Here is a 22789-nt window from a genome sequence, read left to right on the forward strand (position 1 = left end):
CCAACGGGAGTGCGAGAGATGAACCATCCTGCCAATAAAGGCGCAATCAGCCTGCTGGCCGGCGCCCTGCTGCTGGCAAGTTCAGTCGCCTTTGGCAATGTCGAGCCACTGCGCCCGGGCCTGGCCAAAGAGCTGCAACAGGCCAGGACCTATACCGTGCGTACTGCCCCCAGTGCGCCGCTGGAAATAGCCAAACCGGCACTGCCCGACATCAGCGGCTACACCGCCGAAGCAGTTGCGGCCAAGATCGTGCGCAGCACCGCCGGCAAGGTCAGCGTGCGCCGCATGATGCAGGAAAACGCCCTCAAGGATTTCATCGGCGGCGACAACAAGATGGCCGAATGGGTGGTGCGCCAGGGCGGTATCCCCCAGGCAATTTTCATCGACGACGGCTATGTAAACCTCAAGGATCTGGCCCGCCGCCTGCCGAAAAAATACTTCAGCGAAACCGCACCGGGGGTGTACCTGGCACGCTTGCCGATCGTGGTCGGACACAAGGGCATTCTGGACATCGACAGCAGCACCAGGGAACTGCGCCTGTCCGAAGAAGCCGGTGCGTTCATGGTCAACGACGGCCAGCTGTTCGTACGCGACACCAAGGTTACCGGCTGGCGCGAAAAGGCCAACGGCCCGGCGACCTTCCGTGATGCCAAAGAGTTTCGCCCGTTCCTGCTGGCCTGGGGTGGCACCGAGACTTATATCGTCAACAGCACAATGGCCAGCTTCGGCTACGCCAACAGCAAGTCGTACGGGGTGAGTATTTCCCAGTACACACCCAACATGGCCAAGGTGGTCAAGCGCGATGAGCCCACCGGCTGGATCCTGGGCTCCGAATTCTCGGACATGTGGTACGGCTTCTACTGCTATGAAACCCGCGACTTTGTAGTCAAGGGCAACACCTACCGCGACAACATCGTCTACGGCATCGACCCCCATGACCGTTCCCGCGGGCTGATCATCGCCGACAACGATGTATTCGGGACCCAGCGCAAGCACGGGATCATCATTTCCCGCGAGGTGAACGACAGCTTCATCTTCAACAACCGCAGCCATGACAACAAGTTGTCGGGCCTGGTGATCGACCGCAACAGTTCCAACAACCTGATTGCCGACAACCAGATTTTCCAGAACCACACCGACGGCATCACCCTGTACGAGAGCGGCGACAACCTGCTGTGGGGCAACAAGGTGATCAACAACCGTCGCCACGGAATCCGGGTGCGCAACAGCGTGAATATCCGGCTGTACGAAAACATCGCCCTGGCCAACGGCCTGACCGGCATCTACGGCCACATCAAGGATTTGACCGATACCGATCGCGATATCGACCTCGACCCGTTCGACACCCAGGTGTCACTGATCCTGGTGGGCGGCGAACTGGCCGGTAACGGCAGCGGCCCGCTGAGTATCGACTCGCCCCTGAGCATCGAGCTGTATCGGGTATCGATGCTGGCCCCGAGCAAATCCAGCGGCATCAGCTTCAACGGCATTCTGGGTGAGCGTCAGAGCGAGATTCTCGACCTGCTGGTGCGCCAGCAAAAAGCCGTGCTGATCGACCCCGTTGAACGCCAGACCGAAATGCGCGACTGAGGATGACTGTTATGCCCCCCAAAATGATCAAATTTCTAAGCTTGTCGGGCCTGACCGCCGCCATCCTCGCTGTCAGTGCCGGCGTGCAGGCAGATGAGATTCAAGCCCCGGCGTTCAACGCAGAACCCTGCTGCAACCTGTGCCCCCAAGCCCACGATGCGAAAAACTACACCACCCGCTACCAGCAAAACTTCACCACCCTGGTGCAGGCTGAAGGCGACTGGCTGTTCCGCACCCAGGAAGACCTGCGCACCGAATTCGATACTACCCCTGCCGGCTACCGACGCATGCAGCAACTGCACGATGCGTTCAAAAGCAAAGGTGTGGAACTGGTGGTGGTGTATCAACCGACCCGCGGGCTGGTCAACCGCAACAAACTGATGCCTGCCGAGCGTGACCGCTACGACTACGACAAGGCCCTGAAAAACTACCAGGCCATGCTCGGGCGCTTCGCCAAAATGGGCTACCACGTGCCTGACCTGTCGCCTTTGACCAACGAAAGACAGGCCCACGATTTCTACTTCCGCGGCGACCAGCACTGGACACCCTACGGCGCCGAACGCACCGCCAGAATCGTTGCCGACACGGTGAAAAAAATCCCCGCTTTCGCCGATATTCCCCGGCGTGAATTCGAAACCAGAATCTCCGGGCGCATGGGCAAGACCGGCACCCTGCACAACATGGCCGGCCAGTTATGCGGCACCAGCTATGCCGTGCAGTACATGGACCAGTTCAGCACCGAGCCCAGGGGCGAAGCCGCTGACGGCGACCTGTTCGGTGATTCGGGCAACCCGCAGATCACCCTGGTGGGTACCAGCCACAGCGGTAAGAACTACAACTTCTCGGGCTTTCTGGAGCAGTACATCGGTGCCGACGTGCTCAACGTCGCCTTCCCCGGTGGCGGCCTTGAGGGCTCGATGCTGCAGTACCTGGGCAGCGAAGAATTCCAGAAAACCCCGCCCAAGGTGCTGATCTGGGAGTTCTCGCCGCTGTATCGCCTCGATCAGGAGATCACCTACCGGCAAATGCTGGCCCTGCTCGACAACGGTTGCCAAGGCAAGCCCGCGCTCCTGAGCAACAGCACCACGCTCAAGCCCGGCGCGAACCAGATGCTGGTCAATAGCCGCAACCTGGACCTGCGCAACGCCAATCACCAAATCGACATCCGCTTCGCCGATCCGTCGGTGAAAACCTTGCAAGCCACCCTCTGGTACATGAACGGACGCCACGAGAATCTGAAAATCGACAAGCCGACCACTTCCGACACCGACGGGCGTTTCGCCTTCGAGCTGCGCACTGACGAAGACTGGGCCAGCCAGAACTTGCTGGCCATTGAAATCGAGGGCCCGCAAGCCGGGGCCGAGCCGCAGAAAGTCGAGGCCCGACTCTGCAAACGCAACGTATTCCCCTCCCCTGCGCATCCCGACGCGCAGGCCGGACGATGAGGTATCTGATGCCAACTGCACCGATCACACTACGTTCATTACTGACCCCCGCCCTTCTCGGGCTGGCGATGTTTGCCAGCACCGCCAACGCCGCCGGAGCACTGCGCCCGCCCCAGGGTTATTACGCCCCGGTGGAAGCCTTTAAAACCGGCGATTTCAAAAACGACTGCGGGAGCATGCCGCAGCCGTATACCGGCAAGCTGGAATTTCGCAGCAAATACGAAGGCTCGGACAAGGCCCGCTCGACACTTAATCTCGACTCGGAAAAAGCCTTCCGCGACGCCACCTCCGGCATCACCACCCTGGAACGCAGTACCAGTAAAAAGGTGATGCAGTTCATGCGTGACGGTCGCCCGCAACAGCTTGAATGCACGCTGAACTGGCTCACTGCCTGGGCCGAGGCCGATGCGCTGATGAGCAAAGACTTCAATCACACCGGCAAGTCGATGCGCAAATGGGCGCTGGGCAGCATGGCCTCGTCTTATATCCGCCTGAAATTCTCCAGTTCGCAGCCCCTGGCCCGGCATCCACAGCAGGCGCAGGTGATCGAGGCCTGGTTCAGCAAAATGGCGGATCAGGTGGTCAGCGACTGGGACAACCTGCCGCTGGAAAAAACCAATAACCACTCGTACTGGTCGGCCTGGTCAGTGATGGCCACCGCCATCGCCACCAACCGTCGCGACCTGTTCGACTGGTCGGTGAAAGAGTTCAGGGTCGGCGCCAGTCAAGTCGACGCCCAGGGCTTTTTGCCCAACGAACTCAAGCGCCAGCAACGCGCCCTGGCCTATCACAACTACGCCCTGCCGCCCCTGTCGATGATCGCCAGCTTTGCCCTGGTCAATGGCGTGGACCTGCGCAACGAAAACAACGGCGCCCTGAAACGCTTGGGCGAGCGCGTGCTCAGCGGGGTCAAGAACCCGGATGAGTTCGAACAAAAGAACGGCAAGAAGCAGGACATGACCGACTTGAAAGTCGACGCCAAATTCGCCTGGCTCGAACCGTTCTGCACCCTCTACACCTGCACCCCGCAGGTGATTGAAATGAAACGCGGCATGCAACCGTTCAAGACCTTTCGCCTGGGTGGTGACTTGACCAGGGTCTACGACCCGGCCCACGAAAAAGGCAAATAGCCCACCACCCTGACCCTTCTGTAGGAGCGAGCTTGCTCGCGAGCTCTTCGAGATCAAAAGATCAAAAGATCAAAAGATCGCGAGCAAGCTCGCTCCTACAGAGGGGAAAAGGGAAAACGCGAAGAAGGGATTGCATCGATTTACCCCCCCGAGTTTTTCATGGGGGGTTTGGGGGGGCCTGGCCCTTTACTGTTGGTCAACACGGAGAAGTCAGGATGGTTTTTTCATCCAATGTGTTCCTGTTTATGTTCTTGCCAGTATTTCTGGCGCTGTATTACTTGAGCGGGCAACGCTATCGCAATCTGCTGCTGCTGCTCGCCAGCTATGGGTTCTACGCCTGGTGGCGGGTGGATTTCCTGGCACTGTTTATCGCCGTCACCCTCTGGAACTACTGGATCGGCCTCAAAGTCGGGGCCGCCGGGGTGCGCACCAAACCTGCCCAGCGCTGGCTGTTGCTCGGGGTAGTGGTCGACCTGGCGATTCTGGGCTACTTCAAGTACGCCAACTTTGGCGTCGACAGCATCAACGCCATGATGAGTTCGGTCGGCCTCGACCCGTTTATCCTGACCAACGTACTGCTGCCCATAGGGATCTCGTTCTACATCTTCGAGTCCATCAGCTACATCATCGACGTGTACCGCGGTGACACCCCCGCTACCCGCAACCTCATCGACTTTGCCGCCTTTGTGGCGATCTTCCCGCACCTGATTGCCGGTCCCGTGCTGCGCTTTCGCGACCTGGCCGACCAGTTCAACAACCGCACCCACACCCTGGATAAATTCAGCGAGGGCGCCACGCGGTTCATGCAGGGCTTTATCAAGAAGGTGTTCATCGCCGACACCCTGGCAGTGGTCGCCGATCACTGTTTTGCCCTGCAGGACCCGACCACCGGTGATGCCTGGCTCGGCGCGCTGGCGTACACCGCGCAACTGTACTTCGACTTCTCCGGTTACAGCGACATGGCGATCGGCCTGGGCTTGATGATGGGTTTCCGTTTTATGGAAAACTTCAAACAGCCCTACATCAGCCAGTCGATCACCGAGTTCTGGCGCCGCTGGCACATCAGCCTGTCCACCTGGCTGCGTGATTACCTGTACATCACCCTGGGCGGCAATCGCAAAGGCACGCTGACCACCTACCGCAACCTGTTCCTGACCATGCTGCTCGGCGGTTTGTGGCACGGCGCCAACATCACCTACATCCTGTGGGGGGCCTGGCACGGGCTGTGGCTGGCGCTGGAAAAAGCCCTGGGCCTGAACACCAATCCCCGGGCCCTGAACCCGATCCGCTGGGTACTGACCTTCTTCATCGTGGTGCTGGGCTGGGTGATTTTCCGCTCCGAAAACCTGCACGTCGCCGCTCGCATGTATGGCGCCATGTTCAGCTTCGGCCAGTGGTCACTGTCGGAACTCAACAGCGCCAACCTCACCGGCCTGCAGGTTGCCACCCTGATCGTTGCCTACCTGACCCTGGCCTTTTTCGGCCTGCGCGACCTGTACAACACGCCAAAAACAGCCGGCAAAACAGACGCCGACGGCCCTGCCACCGCGCAACCGGGCCTGATCAAGGCCGTCCCCGGCGATGTGCCGGGCAGCCTGCACCTGCCCGGTTATACCCAGGGCACCGAGGCCACTGTGCAACCGCCGTACTGGGTCGCTGACTGGCCGCGCTACGCCATGCGCAGCCTGATCGTGCTGCTGTTCATCGCCTCGATTCTCAAACTTTCGGCGCAAAGCTTTTCGCCGTTCCTCTACTTCCAGTTCTAAGGGGAGCCGACCATGAACCGGACTTTACGCATCCTCTACGTCACCTTCTTCTGCGGCCTGCTGGTGGGCCTGGGGCTGCTGGCCACGCGCAGCTTCATCGGTTTCAACACCACCGACAAAGACACCGTACTCAACGGTCGCTGGAGCAAAGCCGTCGAAACCCGTTACAACGATGAATTCCCGATCAAGCGTCTGGGCACCAACCTCTGGGCAGCACTGGATTTCACCCTGTTCAACGAAGGTCGCCCCGGCGTGGTGCTGGGCCGCGATCAATGGCTGTACAGCGACGAGGAGTTCAAGCCGTGGCCCGATGCCGAGCAGCACGTGGCAGACAACTATGCCCTGGTTGAGGGCGTGCGCCGGACCCTCGAGGAACGCGGGATCAAACTGGTAATGGCCGTGGTGCCGACCAAGGTGCGCCTGTATCCCGAACATATGGGTGAGCAGCGCCCGGCCGCCATTTATGCCGATCTGTACCGTGACTTCCATGCCCGCCTGGCCGCCAGCAAGGTGCTGGCGCCAGACCTGCTGGGCCCGCTGCAACAGGCCAAGCAGGCCGGGGCCCAGGTGTTCTTGCGTACCGACACGCACTGGACGCCGGACGGCGCACTGATTGCGGCCCAACAACTGGGGGCTTCGATTGCCGAGCAATTCCCCCTCAGCGGCAGCCCGCAACAGTTTGTGACCCAGGCGCAAAAAGTTGTGCAACACAACGGCGACCTGGAGCGGTTCCTGCCACTGGACCCGTTGTTCAGCAACCTGCTGCCGCCGTCCGAACCCCTGGAAAAACGCAGCACCCGCCCCGCCGAATCGGCTGCTGACAGCGAAGATTCATTGTTCACCGACAGCGAAGTGCCGGTGACGCTGGTGGGTACCAGCTACAGCGCCAACCCCAACTGGAACTTTGTCGGCGCCCTGAAACAGGCGCTGCGCAGTGATGTGATCAATGACTCCACAGACGGCCACGGGCCGATCCTGCCGATGCTCGCTTACCTGCAGAGCGATGGGTTCAAAAACAGCCCGCCCCAGGTGCTGATCTGGGAATTCCCCGAGCGTTACCTGCCGGTGGACAACGAGATTGGCGACGCCGACCCGCAGTGGGTCGCGAGTCTGAAACAGGCCACCGGCCGCCAACCGCAAGTCGCACAGAACACTGCTGAATCCGAGACGCCCGACCGGGCGCAAAACTGAAAGAGAGGTACTACTGATGTCATTCAAAGCCATGCCGTTTACACCTGCTCCACGTCGTCTCGCCAAATCCCTCGCGCTGGTTGCGGGCATGAGCCTGCTCTCAATGCAAGCCTTGGCCGGCGGTGATGCCGCCCTCTACGGCCCGGTTGCGCCGAAGGGCTCGAGCTTTGTGCGTATTTTCAACGCCAGCCCCCAGCAAGTCAGTGCCACCGTGGGCAACACCGCCCTCGATGACGTGCCCGCCCAGGGCAGCAGCGAGTTCAGCTTTATGCCCCAGGGTGATTACAGCGCCAAAGTCGGCAGTCAGAACCTGTCGGTGCAACTGGCCGCCGATCACTATTACACCCTGGTCAACAGCGCCAGCGGCCAGCCGCAATTGATTGAAGAACCACCGTTCAAGAACAAACAGAAGTCCCTGGTGCGGGTGCAGAACCTCACCGATAAAACCCTGACCCTGAAAACCGCAGACGGCAAGACCGAGGTGGTCAAGGCCGTGGCCGCCAAGGGCCGGGGCGAGCGCGAGATCAACCCGGTCAAGGTCAGCTTTGCGCTGTTCGATGGCGAGCAAAAAATCACCGATCTCAAGCCTGTAGCCCTGGAACGCGGTGAAGCCGCCGTGCTGTACGTCATCGGCAGCGGCGCCAGCGTCTCGCCGACCTGGGTAAAGCGCCCGGTTTCGACCCGCTAAAAGCCTGCCCTTGTCTGTAGGAGTGAGCTTGTTCGCGATCTTTTGATGTTGTTTCAACAATCAAAAAATCGCGAGGCAAGCTCGCTCCTACGGGGAAAACCTTTTTCAGATTTGGAGAGACAACATGATTCCGGTAATTCTTTCTGGTGGTAGCGGTTCGCGTCTGTGGCCTTTGTCGCGCAAGCAGTTTCCCAAGCAGTTTCTGGCCCTGACCGGCGAGCAGACCCTGTTCCAGCAAACCCTCGAACGCCTGGTATTCGAAGGCATGCAGGCGCCGATCGTGGTGTGCAACAAAGACCACCGTTTTATCGTCAATGAGCAATTGGCCAACCGCAGGCTCGAGACCCAGCGCATCCTCATGGAACCTTTCGGGCGCAACACCGCGCCCGCCGTGGCGTTGACGGCGATGATGCTGATCAATGAAGGCCGCGACGAGTTGATGCTGGTACTGCCCGCCGACCACGTACTGGAAGACCAGAAAGCCCTGCAACGGGCGCTGGCCCTGGCCACCGTGGCCGCCGAGCGCGGCGAAATGGTGTTGTTCGGCGTGCCGGCCCTCAAGCCTGAAACCGGCTACGGCTATATCAAGTCCGCAGCCGACGGCTTACTGCCCGAAGGCGTCAGCCGGGTCGCTTCCTTCGTCGAAAAACCTGATGCCAAACGCGCTGCCGAGTTTGTCAAAAGCGGCGGCTATTTCTGGAACAGCGGCATGTTTCTGTTCCGCGCCAGCCGCTTTCTCGAAGAGCTCAAACAGCATGAGCCGGATATCTATGACACCTGTGTGCTGACCCTGGAGCGCAGCCAGCAGGATGTCGACACCATCGACATCGACGACGCCACCTTCGCCTGCTGCCCGGACAACTCCATCGACTATGCCGTGATGGAAAAAACCCTGCGCGCCTGTGTTGTCCCGCTGACCGCAGGCTGGAGTGACGTGGGCTGCTGGTCATCGCTGTGGGACGTCAATGAAAAAGACGTCAACGGCAACGTCTGCAAGGGCGATGTGGTCATTCAGGACAGTACCAACTGCATGATCCACGGCAACGGCAAACTGGTATCGGTGATCGGTCTGGACAGCATTGTGGTGGTGGAAACCAAAGACGCAATGATGATCGCCCACAAGGACAAGGTTCAGGGGGTCAAACAGATGGTCAACACCCTGAACAAACAAGGCCGCAGCGAAACCCAGAACCACTGCGAGGTCTATCGTCCGTGGGGCTCCTATGACTCGGTGGACATGGGCGGGCGGTTCCAGGTCAAACATATTTCGGTCAAGCCCGGCGCCTGCCTGTCGCTGCAAATGCACCACCACCGCGCCGAGCACTGGATCGTGGTTTCGGGCACGGCAGAGGTGACCTGCGACGAGAACGTGTTCCTGCTCACCGAAAACCAGTCGACCTATATCCCGATTGCCTCGGTCCACCGCCTGCGCAACCCGGGGAAAATCGCCCTGGAAATCATCGAAGTGCAGTCCGGCAGCTATCTGGGCGAAGACGACATCGAGCGCTTTGAAGATGTATACGGACGCTCGACGCCAGTGGGCCGTGGCGTGTCGATCAAGACCATCGCCCAGTAGTCGCTGCCGCAGGCCATTGCTTTCGGCTCTGCGGCGAACAAAAGACCTCGCAGCCTGCGGCAGCGATTACAAGTGCCGCAGAGCGGCATCGTGCTTGATGCCGCGCGCTTCACCCCTCATGCTGACAGCTCATCTTCAGTCAAGGCGAGCGTCATGCTTATCGGCGTTTTACTGATCTTCACCTGGCTCATCCTGCTGCTGCGCTATCCGTCCAAGGCCTTGCCGGTGTCGCTGGCGGCAGTGATCGGCCTGGGTCTGGTGGCAGCCTCAGTGGCGTGGCTGGACAACCGCGAAGCCCGGCAACTGGCACGGCTTGAGCTGCGCATTACTTATGCCCCCGGCGAATGCCCGGCTGACCGCCCCCTCTCTGTTACCCTGCGCAATGGCAATGACGTACCGCTGATCGAGCTGAGCTGGCGTATCGCGGCCTATGCTCCGGGCGATACCGTCAACCTCGCCGACAACCTCTACACTGCCCCGCGCTATCGCGGACCCGGCGAGCTGCAAGGCGCTGCGAGCTGGCATGACTGTTTGCCCATGCCGACCTTGCGCGCCGGCTATCGCCCGCAGACCCTGGAATTTCGCGCAGAGCGCCTGCAAGGCAGCTTTTCCAACTAAGGATTTTTTGATGCCCCGTGTCTTGATCACCGGTTGTTCCAGTGGCATTGGCCGCGCGCTGGCCGATGTCTTCCACAAGGCCGGCCATGAGGTCTGGGCCTGTGCCCGCAAACCGCAAGATGTGGCCCGACTGGCCACGGCCGGGTTTAACGCGGTGCAACTGGATGTGAATGATCCGCCAGCGCTGGCGCTCCTGGCCGAACGTCTGGCCGATGACGGTCTGGACATGCTGATCAACAACGCCGGTTATGGCGCCATGGGTCCGGTGCTCGATGCCGGCGTCGAGGGCATGCAGCGCCAGTTTGAAACCAATGTTTTTTCCGTGGTCGGCGTCACCCGTGCCCTGTTTCCGGCATTGCGCCGCAACAACGGACTGGTGGTGAACATAGGCAGCGTTTCCGGGGTGCTGGTCACTCCGTTTGCCGGAGCCTACTGCGCCTCGAAAGCCGCCGTGCACGCCCTGAGCGATGCCCTGCGCATGGAACTGGCCCCCTTTGGCATTCGCGTGCTGGAAGTACAGCCCGGCGCCATCGATACCTCGTTCGCCAGCAATGCCTGCGCCGAGGCTGAAGTGCTGATTGCCCAGGATTCGCCCTGGTGGCCGATGCGTGAAGGTATCCGCGCTCGCGCCAGGGCTTCACAAGACAAGCCGACGCCGGTGGCAGCGCTTGCCGAAGCGGTGTTCAACGCCACGCAAAAAACCAGGCCGCCGGCGCTATTGCGTTACGGCAATGGCAGCCGTGCCCTGCCGCTGCTGGCCGCGTTGCTGCCGGGCTGCCTGCTGCAAAAAATCCTCATGAAGCGGTTCGGGTTAAATACCGGGAACTGAAGAACTGTCACCTGTAGGAGCGAGCTTTAGAGGCTCGCGCCTGCCGTTTTTTAGCTCTGGTGTTTCATGAAATCGATAAACACCCGCACTTTGAGCGGCAGATGGCGGGTATCGGGATACAGGGCGTACACCCCCTGGCGGGTCAGTTGCCATTCAGGCAGCAGGTGAATCAGGCGGCCGGTGCGCAAGTCGTCTTCGATCAGCCAGTCGGGCAGGATCGCCACGCCCTGCCCGGTCAGGGCAAAGGCGCGTAACACCGAGGAATTGTCGGCCTTGATCCGCGCCCTGGCGGGATTGGGTTGATAGGCCTGAGTCGCTGCATGACCGACATGGCTGATACTCAACTCCCCGACCCGCCCGTGCTCCAGCCACGGGGTCTGCTCAAGGGCATGCACGGAGTCGATGGGCGCCACGCTGGCGACAAATGCCGGTGAGGCCACGGGCAGAATAGCGAAAGTACTCAATTGCACGGCCCGATGGCTGGAGTCCACCACCCGGCCGAGCCGCAAGGCCACGTCAAAACGCTCGGAGATCAAGTCTGCGTGGGTCGATGAAGTGGACAACTGCACCTTGAGATCGCGGTGCAGGTCGCGAAACAGCTCCAGCGCCGGCACCACCTTGGCCAGTGCATATTCCACAGTGGTGGTAATGCGTAATGTGCCCTTGAGCTCGGTGTGTTCGCTGCGGGCTTCGTCTATCGCCAGTTGCGCGGCTTCCAGCATGCTCAGGCAGTGCAGATAAAAACGCTCGCCGGCCTCGGTCAGCGCCAGCCGCCGGGTGTTGCGCGTGAGCAGGGTCACCCCCAGCTCGGCCTCCAGCCGCTTGATATTAAAGCTCACCACCGCGCGGGTCTGGCCCAGCAAATCGGCGGCGGCGGTCAGGGAACCGGCTTCGACCACAGCTTTGAAGGTGTCGAATCGATCGAGACTGACCATGCTGAATACCGCCCATTGTCAAAATAATTTTGACAATCTAGCAGCCCGGACGCCGTTCCTCCAATCGCAAAAGCAGCCTACTGTGCCCGGCGCAATCAAGGAGCCGGTCATGGCCTATCGCAATAAAATCGCCCTGGTGTATTTACTGGGCTTCGCACTGGATCTGCTGAACATGTTCGCCGCCGCCATTGCCTACCCCGACATCAGCCAGCAACTGCAGGCTTCGGTCAGCCAGCTGGGCTGGGTCGGCAATGCCTACATGCTCGGCCTGACCCTGGTCATCATCCCCGGCGTGTGGCTGGCGGCAGTGTTTGGCGAAAAGCGCCTGATCATGGCCTCGCTCTTGCTGTTCAGCCTGGCGTCATGGGGCGTGGCGCAGGCAGGCTCGATTGAGGCGCTGATTGGCTGGCGCCTGCTGCAGGGGCTGGGCGGCGGGTTATTGATTCCGGTCGGCCAGGCCATGGTCTATCGGCATTTCCCCGTACGCGAACGGGCTCGCCTGACCTCGGTGATTTTGCTGGTGGCGTTGTTGGTGCCCGCGCTGTCGCCGACCCTGGGTGGGCGGATCGTGGAGGCATGGTCATGGCGCTGGGTGTTTTATGCCAACTTGCCGCTGGCGTTACTGGCGCTGTTGCTGGCCGGCTGCTGGCTCAAATCAGAGTCGCCCCCGACCCCACGCCCGACGCTGAATTACCACAGCCTGGCAACCGGAGCCCGGAGCATGGGGGGCTTGCTGAAAAGCCCGTTGTTGCGGGTGGCGATGCTCACTTATCTGTTCATCCCCGGGATTTTTATCGGCACCCAGCTGGTGAGTATTTTGTATTTTCACCAATCGGGTTTAAGCCCCGCGCAGACCGGGGCCCTGATGCTGCCGTGGGCACTGACCTCGGCCCTGGGCATTAGCCTGAGCCGCTATCAATTCAATCGCCTCGGGCCAAAACCCCTGCTCCTGCTGGGCATGACGGCCCAGGCAGCGGGTATTGCGCTGTTGATCCAGGTGGATGCATCAAGCACATGGCAGACGATGGCGCTGTACGGACTCATTGGCTTTGGCGGCAGCCTGTGCAGCAGTACCGCGCAAAACACCGCGTTTATTGATGTCAGTGCCCAGCGCATGGGCCATGCCAGCGCGCTGTGGAATATCAACCGGCAGTTGAGTTTTCTGCTCGGCCCGGCGTTGATGATGGGCCTGTTCGCGGCTTTGACCGCGCTCACCTCGACGCCCCGCGCCTTTGCCCTATGCTTTGCCATCGGCGCCGCGTTGACCCTGTTGCCGCTGTTTGCAGTGTTACGCCTCAATACCCCACGCGTGCTGGCGTTGCTGGCACCCTGACCGAAGAGAAATTGATGACTGACTATTCGCGCTACTTCGACCTTGTAACCGAAACCCACGTCGAGATTGAAGGCTGGTTTTCCGGACTTGAGCCTGGGGTGCTGCCCACCTTGCTCGGGCGTTTTTCAGAGCAGTTTTCGATGATCACGCCCAGCGGCAAAGAGCTGGATGCGAACGCTGTAGAGGCGCTGTTTGAACAGCTGCGCGGTGCCCGTCCGGGGCTGAAGATCACCCTGAGTGACTTCAAGGGCATCGCCCTGTATGGGGACGGCGCGGTGGTCAGCTACCGCGAGTTGCAAGAGGAACACAACGGCAACCGTACCGATCGACGCGCCACCGTGGTGTTTGAAAAGGACGCCAGTGCCAAGGTGCTGTGGCGCCATTTGCATGAGACCTTCAGCTCGGATTGATACCCCGGGCAGGCCCTGTGGGAGCTGGCAAGCCAGCTCCCACAAAAAAACATTATTGCGCTGCTGCATCCTGCTGCACGATCACCGTGCAGGTGGTGCCCGCTGCCAGCAGGAAGCCGTCGGGGATTTCGTCGATGTGGATCCGCACCGGTACCCGCTGCGCCAGGCGCACCCAGTTGAATGTAGGGTTAACGTCGGCCACCAGCTCCCGGCTCTCGGGGTTGTCGCGGTCGTAGATGCCCCGGGAAATGCTTTCAACATGGCCCTTCAATACTTCGCCGCTCATCATCTGCAGGTCGGCTTTGTCGCCCACGCGAATGTGCGGCAGTTTGGTTTCTTCGAAGAAGCCATAAACCCAGAACGAGTCCATGTCGATCACCGCCATTTTCGGATCGCCGACCCGTGCATAGTCACCGCGATGCACATTGAGGTTGGTCACGTAACCGTCCACCGTAGCCAGTACCTTGGTCCGCTTGAGGTCCAGTTGCGCCGCGTCCAGCTGGGCCAGGGCGTGCTGGTAATCGGCCAGGGCCGAGTCGGCGATGTTGCTGGCGTCGTCGCGGTTCTCGCGGGAGATCACCATGCTGTCCATGTCTGCCCGGCGATGGGCATTGACCTTGCGCATCTCCCAGGTGGCCTTGCGAGACGCCACCAGCGATTGCGCCTGCTTGACCATGATCTGGTAGTGCTCGGGGTCGATTTCCAGCAGAACATCGCCCTTTTTCACCAACTGGTTGTCCTTGACCGGTACCCCGACCACGTAGCCGTTAACGTCGGCAGCAACGTTGATAATATCGGCCCGCACCCGACCATCACGGGTCCAGGGGGTATTCATGTAATGCTCCCAGAGGGTGCGGCCGATCCATATGGCAAGGGCCAGAACCAGCAAGGTGGCAAGCAGGCTGAAAAACTTTTTCATCGGATCGGTCTCAACGGTAAACAGTGAGCGCCATGGCGCCAAAAAGACAAGCAAACAGGCTCAGGCGCAGCAGCGCCGGGTGCCAGAAGAAGCGGTACAGGTCGTAACCGGAAATCAGTCGGTCAAAGCCCCATGCCAACCCCGCCGCGATAAAAAACATCAGGGTCATACTGGGCATGTAGACGCCGTGGAAGGCGATTTCACGAGGCATGTTCAGTTCCTTGCGGCCGGGCGTAGGCCGCCAGCGGCGATTGCGGATCAAGCAGAGAGGTACGGATAAAGTGCAGGTAGCTCTGCACCCGGACCAGCGCCGAGGTATCAAAGTTACGAGCGAACGGTTCATCGGTGGCCTGAACCCGGCCGATGGCGTGATCAACCGCAATCAGTGCACGTTCAAGGTTGCTGTTACTGGGCGCGATGAACAGACGCACCAGCGCCCGGCCCATCACCCGGATGGCCTGCCGCCATGGCTGAGACTCGGCGTAGGCCGGATGCACAGGCAGAATTGCCTGCTCCTTGCGCAACTCGATGATCGCGTGGCCGACTTCCAGCACCACAAACATCCAGCGCAACAATTGGCGCTGCACCTTGGGCTGACCGGCAGCCAGACCATAGGCCTGGTGCATCAGGTCGCGGGTACGGCTTTCCAGGCTGGAACCCAGACCGCGCAACTTGCCGCTGATGGCGTACACCACCTGCTCGCGCAGGTCCTGCTCCAGACGGCTCCATAACCAGCGGCTGTTGGGCGGCAGAATGATCGCCCCCGCTGCCGCGCAGACCAGCATGCCCAGCACCATCGCGATGTAGTCATTGATGAACTGGTACGGGTTGTAGATCGTCAGGTTGTCCGGAACCGAGCCGGTACTGAAAAAGATCAGCAAGCCCAGGCCAACCCCGGCGTATTTGGCCCGCGAGGTGAGGAACGAGCCAAATATGATCACCGGCGCCAGTACCAGGCACAACAGCGGGAAACCGTCGATGCGGGGCAGTACGAAGAACATTTCGACAAAGCCCACCAACGCACCGATAAAGGTGCCGCAGGCCATCTGGAACGCCATGCGTTTGGGGTTGGGGGTGGCTGCGGACAACCCCACGGTAGCAGCGGCAATCAGGGTCATGGTGGCGCCGCTGGGCCAGGCCGTCATCACCCAGTAGGTGCCGAGCACCACCAGAATGAACGCTGCCCGAATCCCCGAGGCGGCCGCCGACCACCAGTTGGTTTGCGAGATGAAGGGTTGGTCCCAACGCTCCCGCTCGTGGGTGTGATCGACCAGCGAGGCGTGGGTCTGTGCGTAGTTGTGCAGGTCGTCAACAAAGCGGAACAACAGTTCATAGGCCGTGTTGAAGTCCAGGAAATCCGAAGGGCCCGGATCGGTTTCAAGGAAGCTCACCCGCAGTGCACGCACATGCCCCGGCAGGCCGGCCTTGAATGTCTCCAGCTGCTCGGCCAGCAGCACCGCGTCCTTGTCCGTCAACGAGCGCCCGGCGTAGGTCTCGAGCAACTGCGCGAGCAATTCCAGTTCCGGTTCGATGGCCGATACCACTTGCACCACACCGCGGCTACGAAGACGCGCAAGCAATTGGTGCAGAGCATTGAAGCGGGTGGTGATGGCCATGAACTCACTGTTCAAACGACTCAAACGGCCACTGCGACGACGCATGTGCGGGTCTTCAAACACCGTTACGCTGCGCATGCCTTCCAGGCCAACACTCTCGGCGATAAAACGCACGTTGCTGGCTTCATACTCCTCTTGCGAGGACTGCCCCCGCAGGCCTTCAGCCACAAAACCGGCGAAGACCCCAAAGCGTTTGTACAGCGCGTCATGCATGGCCGCGCCTGCGGTCTTGGGCAAGATCGCAGCACTAACCACCGTAGAACAGAGGATGCCCAGGGAGATTTCCAGCACTCGCCAGACCGCGGCCATAAAGGCGCCATCGGGATGGGCCAGTGCGGGCAGGCCGACCATCGCTGCGGTGTAACCGGCCAGGACAAAACCATAGGCCCGGAAGTTACGGCAACGGGCCGCGCCGGCCGAGCAGATGCCGACCCAGATCGCCAGCGAGCCAAGGAACAACACGGTGTTCTGAGCAAACAAAGCGATCAGCGCGACCATCACCGCCGAGCCGGTCAGGGTGCCCAAAAACCGGTAAAAACTTTTGGCGAACACCTGGCCACTTTGCGGTTGCATCACGATAAATACGGTGATCATCGCGGTGCGTGGCTGTGGCAGCTCAAGGCGCATGGCCAGCCACAGGGTCAAAAAGGCCGCGACCAATACTTTGAAAATGTGCACCCAGGTCACGCCATCGCTGCGCGCCCAGTCATAGAAGCCACGGCGCCATTCCAGGGAATACAGCCAGCGTACCGGGGCGGGCAAGTGGTTCATTTACAGGCTCTCGGGGTTGAGCATCAATGTACAAACGGCGCCATGACAGCTGGCGGTTTGTCGGGCACGTAACGATCTTGTTTCGGCACATCGCTGCCGGCACCAAGGCCGCCACCCAGCGCTGTCACCAACTCGGCATGGGCAACCAGGCGTGCGGCCTGGACCTGCTGCTGCACTTGCTGCTGACGGAACAGCAGGGTTTGCGCGTTGAGAACGTTGAGGTAGTCGGTGAGGCCGCGCTGATAGGCAAGCATGGCGATGTCATAGGTTTTCTGTGCTGCCGCAACCGACTCGGCGGCGAACACCTGCTGCTTGTCCATGGACTCGCGCTTGATCAACTGATCGGAAATGCCCTTGAGCGCAGTGACCAGGGTCTGGTTGTACTTAGCTGTGGCCATGTCATAACCGCTGGCAGCCACACCCAGTTGCGAGCGCAGGCGGCCGCCATCAAAGATCGGCAGCGAAATCGCCGGGCCGACGTTGTAGTTGAGTTTTTTCGCGCTCAGAAACTCCAGGGCGCCGCCACCGGTGGCCATGAAGCCAAGACTGGCCACCAGGTCGACGTTGGGATAGAAGTCGGCATGGGCCACGTCAATGCCACGGGCCTGGGCCGCCACTTCCCAGCGGCTGGCCACCACGTCCGGACGCTGGCCCAGCAGTTCGGCCGGCAGCCTGGAAGGCAGTTTGAGTGCGGTATTGAGCGCCAGCACCGGCCGCTTGAGACGAGCACCCTCCCCCGGGCCTTTGCCCGCCAGGGCGGCCAGCTGGTTGCGGGTGAGGGCGATTTCTTCTTCCCGGGCGTCGATCTGGCGATGGATTTCGGGCAGCGGGGCTTGCGCCTGGCTGACTTCGAAATGCGTGCCGATGCCGCCGTCCAGACGCTTTTGCGCCAGATCGAGGATCTGCTCTTGCTGGTGCAGGGTCGACTCGATGATGTCGAGCTGGGCAAAGTGCAGGGACAACTGGATATAGGCGCGAATCACGTTGTTCTGCAATTCAAGTTGCGCCTGGCGCGCTTCGGCGACGCTCATGTGCGCCATGTCCACGGCCTGTTCGGTGGTGTTGCTGTCGCGGCCCCACAGGTCGAGGGAAAAACTGAAGCCCAATGCCGCGTTGTTGTCCCAGGTGGTGGAATTGTCCAGCTCACCGGGGCCATAGAATTGGTCAGACGGCCAGTTGTGGCGTTTGAGCGTCGAGTCGCCATTGATCTGCAGCGACTGCGCCGACTCGGCGATCCCGGCCATGGCCCGGGCCTGACGCACACGGGCGGCAGCCATGGCCATGGTTGGACTACCCTGCACTGCAAGGCTGATCCAGGCATCCAGTTGCGGGTCGCCATAAGCGTGCCACCATTGAGCCTTGGGCCAGTTGGCGTCTTGCGCGGCGTTTTCAATGGCCTCGTCGGTGACCAGAGTATTAGCGGCGAGCATCGTGTCTTTTGGACCGATACCACCGAAGCTGATGCAGCCGTTTAATGCCAACGATAAAGCCAGAACACTGAGGGCTTTAAGCTCTCTGCTGATGCGACGTTGCACTGCTGCAAATACCTGAGGGAGAAAGGAGGGATAAAACTGAAGAACACAATTCTAGGCTCTGGCAGGTGCAGCGATAAGCTGGCATTAATGTGAATCTTTATTACCATTCTTGGGATAATCCGTTGGTCTTATGCAAACCTGCCAGTAAACGCTGAAACTTCGTGTCACAATTTGTCGCTGCTTGTTGTCGTTGCCCCTACTTGAGAGCACTCCATGGACACTTTGCAAAACATGCGCGCCTTCAGTTGCGTAGCCGAAGCCGGAAGTTTCACCGCCGCGGCTGCCATGCTGGATACCACCACGGCCAACGTCTCGCGCGCGGTCTCCAACCTTGAGGCCCACCTGCAAACCCGCCTGCTCAACCGCACCACCCGACGCATCGCCCTGACCGAAGCCGGCAAACGCTATTTGTTGCGCTGCGAGCAGATCCTGGCCTATGTCGAAGAAGCCGAAGCCGAGGCCAGTGACGCCCACTCGCGCCCGGCCGGCCAGCTCAAGGTGCACACCATGACCGGCATCGGTCAGCACTATGTGATCGACGCCATCGCCCGTTATCGCAAGACCCATCCTGATGTGACCTTCGACCTGACCCTGGCCAACCGCGTGCCGGACTTGCTCAACGAGGGCTACGACGTGTCCATCGTGCTCGCCAGCGAGCTGCCGGATTCCGGGTTTGTTTCGCAACGTCTGGGCATCACCTACAGCATCGTCTGCGCCTCCCCCGGCTATGTGAAAACCAATGGCACCGCGGACAAGCCCGGCGACCTGCTCAACCACGCCTGCCTGCGCCTGGTAAGCCCGGTGATCGCGCTGGATAAATGGGTATTCGAAGGGCCGGAAGGTCAGGAGATGGTCTTGATCAACTCCTCGCCGTTTCTGGTCAACTCGGCCGATGCGATGAAAACCGCCATAACCAGCGGCATGGGCGTCGGCATTTTGCCGGTGTATGCGGCCATCGAAGGTCTGCGCAACGGCACCCTGGTGCGCATGCTGCCCAAGTACCGTTCCCAGGAACTGAACCTGTACGCCATCTACCCCTCGCGCCAGTACCTGGATGCGAAGATCAAAACCTGGGTGGAGTACATGCGCGGGTCGTTGCCGGAGATTCTGGCAGCCCATCAGACTGAGCTGGCGACCTATAGCTGACAGTCGAAACCTTCAGGTATTGGCGGATGAACGGCGGGAATGTTAGCGTGCTTACATTCCCGACAGCCGATGAGTCTTGTTCAGATGAGCCTTTCCAGCACCAAGAAAACCGTACTTGCCTTCAGCCGTGTCACCCCCCGGATGGTCGAGCGCCTGCAACAGGATTTCAACGTCATCGTGCCCGATCCCAAGCTGGGCGATCTCAATGCCCAGTTCGATGAAGCCCTGCCCCACGCCCACGGTTTGATCGGCGTGGGCCGCAAGCTGGGGCGCAAGCAACTGGAGAACGCCAGGCAGCTGGAAGTGGTCTCCAGCGTGTCGGTGGGCTACGACAACTACGATGTCGACTACTTCAACGAACGCGGGATCATGCTGACCAACACCCCGGACGTGCTCACCGAAAGCACCGCTGACCTGGGTTTCACCCTGATCATGAGCAGCGCCCGCCGGGTGGCGGAACTGGATGCATGGACCAAGGCCGGGCAATGGCAGGCCAGCGTACCGCCTGCGTTGTTTGGCAGCGACGTACATGGCAAGACCCTGGGCATTGTGGGCATGGGCAATATCGGCGCGGCCATCGCCCGTCGTGGTCGTCTGGGGTTCAACATGCCCATCCTCTACAGCGGCAACAGCCGCAAGACTGCCGTTGAGCAAGAGCTGGGGGCGCAGTTCCGCAGCCTGGACCAGTTGCTGGCCGAAGCCGATTTCGTGTGCCTGGTGGTACCGCTGAGCGAAAAAACCAGACACCTGATCAGCCGGCGCGAGCTGGGGCTGATGAAGAAAAGCGCGATTCTGGTGAATATCTCCCGTGGTCCGGTGGTGGATGAACCGGCGCTGATCGAAGCTCTGCAAAACGGTACGATTCGCGGCGCGGGACTGGATGTGTATGAGAAAGAGCCGCTGGCAGAGTCACCGTTGTTTGCGTTGAAAAACGCCGTGACCTTGCCGCACATCGGCTCGGCGACCCATGAAACCCGGGAAGCCATGGCCAATCGTGCCCTGGACAACCTGCGCAGTGCCCTGCTGGGCGAACGCCCGCAGGATCTGGTGAACCCGCAGGTCTTTAAAGGCTGATACGGCACTGATCTGATCCTGATCTGATCCTGTAGGAGCGAGCTTGCTCGCGAGCTTTTGGAACAGCTCGCGAGCAAGCTCGCTCCTACAGGTGGGGCGGTGTTCGAGGTTCAGGCCAGCTTTGCGGCCATAGGTACCACCCGGGGTTTGCGAAACACCAGCACGTTGCCCAGCATCACCAGTACCAGACCGGCCAGTGCCGGTGCTGTCCACTGGTAGCCCTCGGCAAACGCCGACACATTGAGTGCCACCAGCGGAAACAATACCGTGCAGTACGCTGCCCGCTCCGGGCCCATGCGCCCGACCAGGGTCAGGTAGGCGGTGAAACCTATCACCGAACCCGGGATCACCAGGTACAACAACGAGCCGATGTAACGGGTGTTCCATTCCATGGTGAACGCAATGCCGCTGAAGGCGCAGTACAGCGCCAGCATGCCGGCGCCATAGAGCATGCCCCAGGCGTTAGTGGTCAGCGGTTTGAGCCCGGCTTTTTGCTGCAGGCTCGACAGCATGTTGCCCGCCGAAAAACACAGGGTGCCGATCAATGCCAGCCCCAGCCCCAGCAGGATCTGCGGGGTCGCGGTATGCCCGCTCAACTCCGGCCAGAACAGCAGCCCCAACCCGAACAACCCCAGTGCACCTCCGGCGATTACGTTGCGGGCGATTTTCTGCTTGAAGAAGATCCGCGCGTTCAGCGCGTTCCACAGCGTGGCGGTGGAAAACACCACGGCGATCAAGCCTGTGGTCAGCCACTGACTGGCGGTCAAAAAGCACATGAAGTTGACGCAGAACAGACACAGGCCCTGCGCCAGGCAAATCAGATGCCCGCGCCGGTTCATGGTTTGCAGCCGACGCGTCAGCAACAACACCGCGAACAGCACCAGTGCCGCCAGGCCAAAGCGATAGACGATGGACACCGGTATGGCCACCACCCCCAATTGCAGTTTGAGGGCGATCCAGGTCGTGCCCCAGATCAACACGGTCAACAAGTACAGGGATAGGTTCATGGCAAGCTCCTGGAGATGGCTTGCAGTCTGCGTTGCAATGCCGGGGCGCACTTGCAGATTCTTGCGCTTTTGTGGCCCCGGGGCTGGCAGCGCTGATGCGACGGAGTAGGATGCGAAGGGTTGGAGTAATCACCATGTCTGCATTCGATACCCTGCAAGTTTTTCAATCCATGAGCCGCTCGCCCAATGCCCGTCTGGAGCACAGTGCCGAGCTCGGTGACGGTATGGCCGCAGCCTTGTGGACCAACCATCACGATGCCCGCGACTATCAGGCGCCGACTCACCACACCCTGTCGTGCTACATCTCGGGCGGCACCGGGACCTTTCGCCGGGAGCAGCCGGGGGCAACGGGTGCGCCGGGAAAACTCTGCGTGCTGCCTGCCGATCATCAGTCGGCCTGGGTGATCAATGGCGCCATTCGCCTGGCCCATGTGTATGTCAGCCAGGAGCAATTCGCCCTGGGTTGCGTGACATTGCTCGACCGCGAACCTCGCGAGCTGCAACTGCGCGAAATCACCTTTTTCGATGACGAACAACAAACCCGGCGCTTTCATCAGTTGATCCAGCTGAACTGGAGCGAACCCGGCGAACGCCTGCTCACCAGCAGCCTGGCCAGCGAGTTGCTCGATCATGCGTTGCTCAGTCAGGTGGGGATGCGCAGCGGGCTGCAACTCAAGGGCGGGCTGGCGGCGTATCAACGGCGCCAGTTGGTGGACATGATTGAGCAGCAGCTGGCCGAGCCGTTGAACATTGGCCAACTGGCCGCGCACTGCGCATTGTCGCCTTACCACTTTGCCCGCATGTTTCGCCAGAGTTTCGGCGTGCCGCCTCACCAGTATCTGCTGGCGCGCCGCCTGGCTCGCGCCCGGGATTTGCTGCGCAACAGCGCGATGGGGCTGGGTGACATTGCACTGGCCTGCGGCTTTGCCAGCGCCAGCCACTTCGCCAACCGGTTCAAACAGACCCTGGGGGGGACGCCGGGGGAGTATCGGGCGGCGTTCAGGCCTTGAAAGCCACAACATCAACCAAATTAACCTGTAGGAGCGAGCTTGCCTCGCGAGCTGTGGGCTATCTGCGAGATTGCTGAAGAGCTCGCGAGGCAAGCTCGCTCCTACAGGGGGCGGGGCTGGCTGAAGAGCTCGCGAGGCAAGCTCGCTCCTACAGGGGGCGGGGCTGCCTGCGAGATTGCTGAAGAGCTCGCGAGACAAGC

The 22789-nt window shown here is 60.7% G+C and carries 20 protein-coding genes; 14 read left to right on the forward strand and 6 right to left on the reverse strand.

Annotation, left to right across the window (positions count from 1 at the left end; translation table 11 throughout):
- The first annotated feature begins 18 nt into the window (after window positions 1–18).
- The 9 genes from algG to B195_RS18360 all read left to right on the forward strand — a co-directional run bounded on the left by algG (window position 19) and on the right by B195_RS18360 (window position 10833).
- Complete coding sequence (algG, locus tag B195_RS18320) at window positions 19–1590, forward strand: mannuronan 5-epimerase AlgG (protein WP_003440075.1); 1572 nt, start codon at window positions 19–21, stop codon at window positions 1588–1590.
- A gap of 11 nt (window positions 1591–1601) precedes the next feature.
- Entirely contained in the window at window positions 1602–3035 is a 1434-nt protein-coding gene (locus tag B195_RS18325; RefSeq protein WP_003440072.1) for an alginate O-acetyltransferase, read from the forward strand.
- An 8-nt stretch (window positions 3036–3043) separates the two neighbouring features.
- Window positions 3044–4165, forward strand: coding sequence for a mannuronate-specific alginate lyase (locus tag B195_RS18330; RefSeq protein ID WP_003440069.1), 1122 nt, complete (start codon window positions 3044–3046; stop codon window positions 4163–4165).
- Between the two features lie 215 nt (window positions 4166–4380).
- Complete coding sequence (locus B195_RS18335) at window positions 4381–5931, forward strand: MBOAT family protein (protein WP_003440066.1); 1551 nt, start codon at window positions 4381–4383, stop codon at window positions 5929–5931.
- A gap of 12 nt (window positions 5932–5943) precedes the next feature.
- A complete protein-coding gene (locus tag B195_RS18340) occupies window positions 5944–7122 on the forward strand; it encodes an alginate O-acetyltransferase (RefSeq protein ID WP_003440064.1) in 1179 nt (392 codons plus the stop codon).
- A 31-nt stretch (window positions 7123–7153) separates the two neighbouring features.
- Window positions 7154–7810 (forward strand): alginate O-acetyltransferase AlgF, encoded by a 657-nt coding sequence (locus B195_RS18345; protein WP_037001371.1) that lies wholly within the window; start codon window positions 7154–7156, stop codon window positions 7808–7810.
- Window positions 7811–7934: 124 nt separating this feature from the next.
- The gene (locus B195_RS18350; RefSeq protein ID WP_003440061.1) at window positions 7935–9386 is read left to right on the forward strand and encodes a mannose-1-phosphate guanylyltransferase/mannose-6-phosphate isomerase; all 1452 of its coding nucleotides are present in this window, start codon (window positions 7935–7937) and stop codon (window positions 9384–9386) included.
- 153 nt (window positions 9387–9539) lie between these two features.
- Window positions 9540–10004 carry a hypothetical protein gene (locus B195_RS18355; RefSeq protein WP_003440059.1) on the forward strand — a complete coding sequence of 155 codons (465 nt, stop codon included), beginning with the start codon at window positions 9540–9542 and terminating at the stop codon, window positions 10002–10004.
- A gap of 10 nt (window positions 10005–10014) precedes the next feature.
- Window positions 10015–10833: an SDR family oxidoreductase gene (locus B195_RS18360; RefSeq protein ID WP_003440057.1), complete on the forward strand. Its 819-nt coding sequence runs from the start codon at window positions 10015–10017 to the stop codon at window positions 10831–10833.
- A 50-nt stretch (window positions 10834–10883) separates the two neighbouring features.
- Here B195_RS18360 and B195_RS18365 read toward each other — a convergent pair whose 3' ends face one another.
- On the reverse strand, window positions 10884–11768 hold the full coding sequence (locus tag B195_RS18365; RefSeq protein ID WP_003440032.1) for a LysR family transcriptional regulator: 885 nt from the start codon (window positions 11766–11768) through the stop codon (window positions 10884–10886).
- Window positions 11769–11877: 109 nt separating this feature from the next.
- Here B195_RS18365 and B195_RS18370 point away from each other — a divergent pair, with 109 nt between their 5' ends.
- Both B195_RS18370 and B195_RS18375 read left to right on the forward strand, forming a co-directional pair.
- Window positions 11878–13101 (forward strand): MFS transporter, encoded by a 1224-nt coding sequence (locus tag B195_RS18370; protein ID WP_003440030.1) that lies wholly within the window; start codon window positions 11878–11880, stop codon window positions 13099–13101.
- A gap of 14 nt (window positions 13102–13115) precedes the next feature.
- Complete coding sequence (locus B195_RS18375) at window positions 13116–13511, forward strand: DUF4440 domain-containing protein (protein ID WP_003440028.1); 396 nt, start codon at window positions 13116–13118, stop codon at window positions 13509–13511.
- Between the two features lie 52 nt (window positions 13512–13563).
- On the opposite strand, the gene B195_RS18380 is transcribed toward B195_RS18375, so the two are convergent.
- From B195_RS18380 to B195_RS18395, 4 genes are read right to left on the reverse strand one after another with little or no spacing between them, the layout of a single operon-like run.
- The gene (locus B195_RS18380) at window positions 13564–14430 is read right to left on the reverse strand and encodes an HlyD family secretion protein (protein ID WP_003440026.1); all 867 of its coding nucleotides are present in this window, start codon (window positions 14428–14430) and stop codon (window positions 13564–13566) included.
- Between the two features lie 10 nt (window positions 14431–14440).
- The gene (locus tag B195_RS18385) at window positions 14441–14641 is read right to left on the reverse strand and encodes a DUF1656 domain-containing protein (protein ID WP_003440024.1); all 201 of its coding nucleotides are present in this window, start codon (window positions 14639–14641) and stop codon (window positions 14441–14443) included.
- The gene (locus B195_RS18390; RefSeq protein ID WP_003440023.1) at window positions 14631–16817 is read right to left on the reverse strand and encodes an FUSC family protein; all 2187 of its coding nucleotides are present in this window, start codon (window positions 16815–16817) and stop codon (window positions 14631–14633) included. Before B195_RS18390 ends, B195_RS18385 begins: the two co-directional genes overlap by 11 nt.
- A gap of 23 nt (window positions 16818–16840) precedes the next feature.
- On the reverse strand, window positions 16841–18352 hold the full coding sequence (locus B195_RS18395) for an efflux transporter outer membrane subunit (RefSeq protein WP_003440021.1): 1512 nt from the start codon (window positions 18350–18352) through the stop codon (window positions 16841–16843).
- A 213-nt stretch (window positions 18353–18565) separates the two neighbouring features.
- Here B195_RS18395 and B195_RS18400 point away from each other — a divergent pair, with 213 nt between their 5' ends.
- Together B195_RS18400 and B195_RS18405 are read left to right on the forward strand one after the other, a co-directional pair.
- The gene (locus B195_RS18400) at window positions 18566–19498 is read left to right on the forward strand and encodes a LysR family transcriptional regulator (protein ID WP_003440018.1); all 933 of its coding nucleotides are present in this window, start codon (window positions 18566–18568) and stop codon (window positions 19496–19498) included.
- Between the two features lie 84 nt (window positions 19499–19582).
- On the forward strand, window positions 19583–20572 hold the full coding sequence (locus B195_RS18405; protein WP_003440015.1) for a D-glycerate dehydrogenase: 990 nt from the start codon (window positions 19583–19585) through the stop codon (window positions 20570–20572).
- A gap of 110 nt (window positions 20573–20682) precedes the next feature.
- Here the strand turns inward: B195_RS18405 and B195_RS18410 are convergent, their stop codons facing one another.
- Complete coding sequence (locus B195_RS18410) at window positions 20683–21579, reverse strand: DMT family transporter (protein ID WP_003440013.1); 897 nt, start codon at window positions 21577–21579, stop codon at window positions 20683–20685.
- Window positions 21580–21713: 134 nt separating this feature from the next.
- Here B195_RS18410 and B195_RS18415 point away from each other — a divergent pair, with 134 nt between their 5' ends.
- Entirely contained in the window at window positions 21714–22589 is an 876-nt protein-coding gene (locus B195_RS18415; protein ID WP_003440011.1) for a helix-turn-helix domain-containing protein, read from the forward strand.
- The last annotated feature ends 200 nt before the right edge of the window (window positions 22590–22789 follow it).

The organism is Pseudomonas sp. Lz4W, from assembly GCF_000346225.2.
Classification (GTDB): Bacteria; Pseudomonadota; Gammaproteobacteria; order Pseudomonadales; family Pseudomonadaceae; genus Aquipseudomonas; species Aquipseudomonas paraversuta.

Coding starts and splice junctions, on each gene's coding strand:
- B195_RS18365 (WP_003440032.1), bottom strand. CDS start 11,768: ATGGTCAGTCTCGATCGATTCGACACCTTCAAAGCTGTGGTCGAAGCC.
- B195_RS18400 (WP_003440018.1), top strand. CDS start 18,566: ATGGACACTTTGCAAAACATGCGCGCCTTCAGTTGCGTAGCCGAAGCC.
- B195_RS18355 (WP_003440059.1), top strand. CDS start 9,540: ATGCTTATCGGCGTTTTACTGATCTTCACCTGGCTCATCCTGCTGCTG.
- B195_RS18325 (WP_003440072.1), top strand. CDS start 1,602: ATGCCCCCCAAAATGATCAAATTTCTAAGCTTGTCGGGCCTGACCGCC.
- B195_RS18415 (WP_003440011.1), top strand. CDS start 21,714: ATGTCTGCATTCGATACCCTGCAAGTTTTTCAATCCATGAGCCGCTCG.
- B195_RS18340 (WP_003440064.1), top strand. CDS start 5,944: ATGAACCGGACTTTACGCATCCTCTACGTCACCTTCTTCTGCGGCCTG.
- B195_RS18360 (WP_003440057.1), top strand. CDS start 10,015: ATGCCCCGTGTCTTGATCACCGGTTGTTCCAGTGGCATTGGCCGCGCG.
- B195_RS18345 (WP_037001371.1), top strand. CDS start 7,154: ATGCCGTTTACACCTGCTCCACGTCGTCTCGCCAAATCCCTCGCGCTG.
- B195_RS18350 (WP_003440061.1), top strand. CDS start 7,935: ATGATTCCGGTAATTCTTTCTGGTGGTAGCGGTTCGCGTCTGTGGCCT.
- B195_RS18335 (WP_003440066.1), top strand. CDS start 4,381: ATGGTTTTTTCATCCAATGTGTTCCTGTTTATGTTCTTGCCAGTATTT.
- B195_RS18380 (WP_003440026.1), bottom strand. CDS start 14,430: ATGAAAAAGTTTTTCAGCCTGCTTGCCACCTTGCTGGTTCTGGCCCTT.
- B195_RS18405 (WP_003440015.1), top strand. CDS start 19,583: ATGAGCCTTTCCAGCACCAAGAAAACCGTACTTGCCTTCAGCCGTGTC.
- B195_RS18385 (WP_003440024.1), bottom strand. CDS start 14,641: ATGCCTCGTGAAATCGCCTTCCACGGCGTCTACATGCCCAGTATGACC.
- B195_RS18410 (WP_003440013.1), bottom strand. CDS start 21,579: ATGAACCTATCCCTGTACTTGTTGACCGTGTTGATCTGGGGCACGACC.
- B195_RS18330 (WP_003440069.1), top strand. CDS start 3,044: ATGCCAACTGCACCGATCACACTACGTTCATTACTGACCCCCGCCCTT.
- B195_RS18390 (WP_003440023.1), bottom strand. CDS start 16,817: ATGAACCACTTGCCCGCCCCGGTACGCTGGCTGTATTCCCTGGAATGG.
- algG (WP_003440075.1), top strand. CDS start 19: ATGAACCATCCTGCCAATAAAGGCGCAATCAGCCTGCTGGCCGGCGCC.
- B195_RS18370 (WP_003440030.1), top strand. CDS start 11,878: ATGGCCTATCGCAATAAAATCGCCCTGGTGTATTTACTGGGCTTCGCA.
- B195_RS18375 (WP_003440028.1), top strand. CDS start 13,116: ATGACTGACTATTCGCGCTACTTCGACCTTGTAACCGAAACCCACGTC.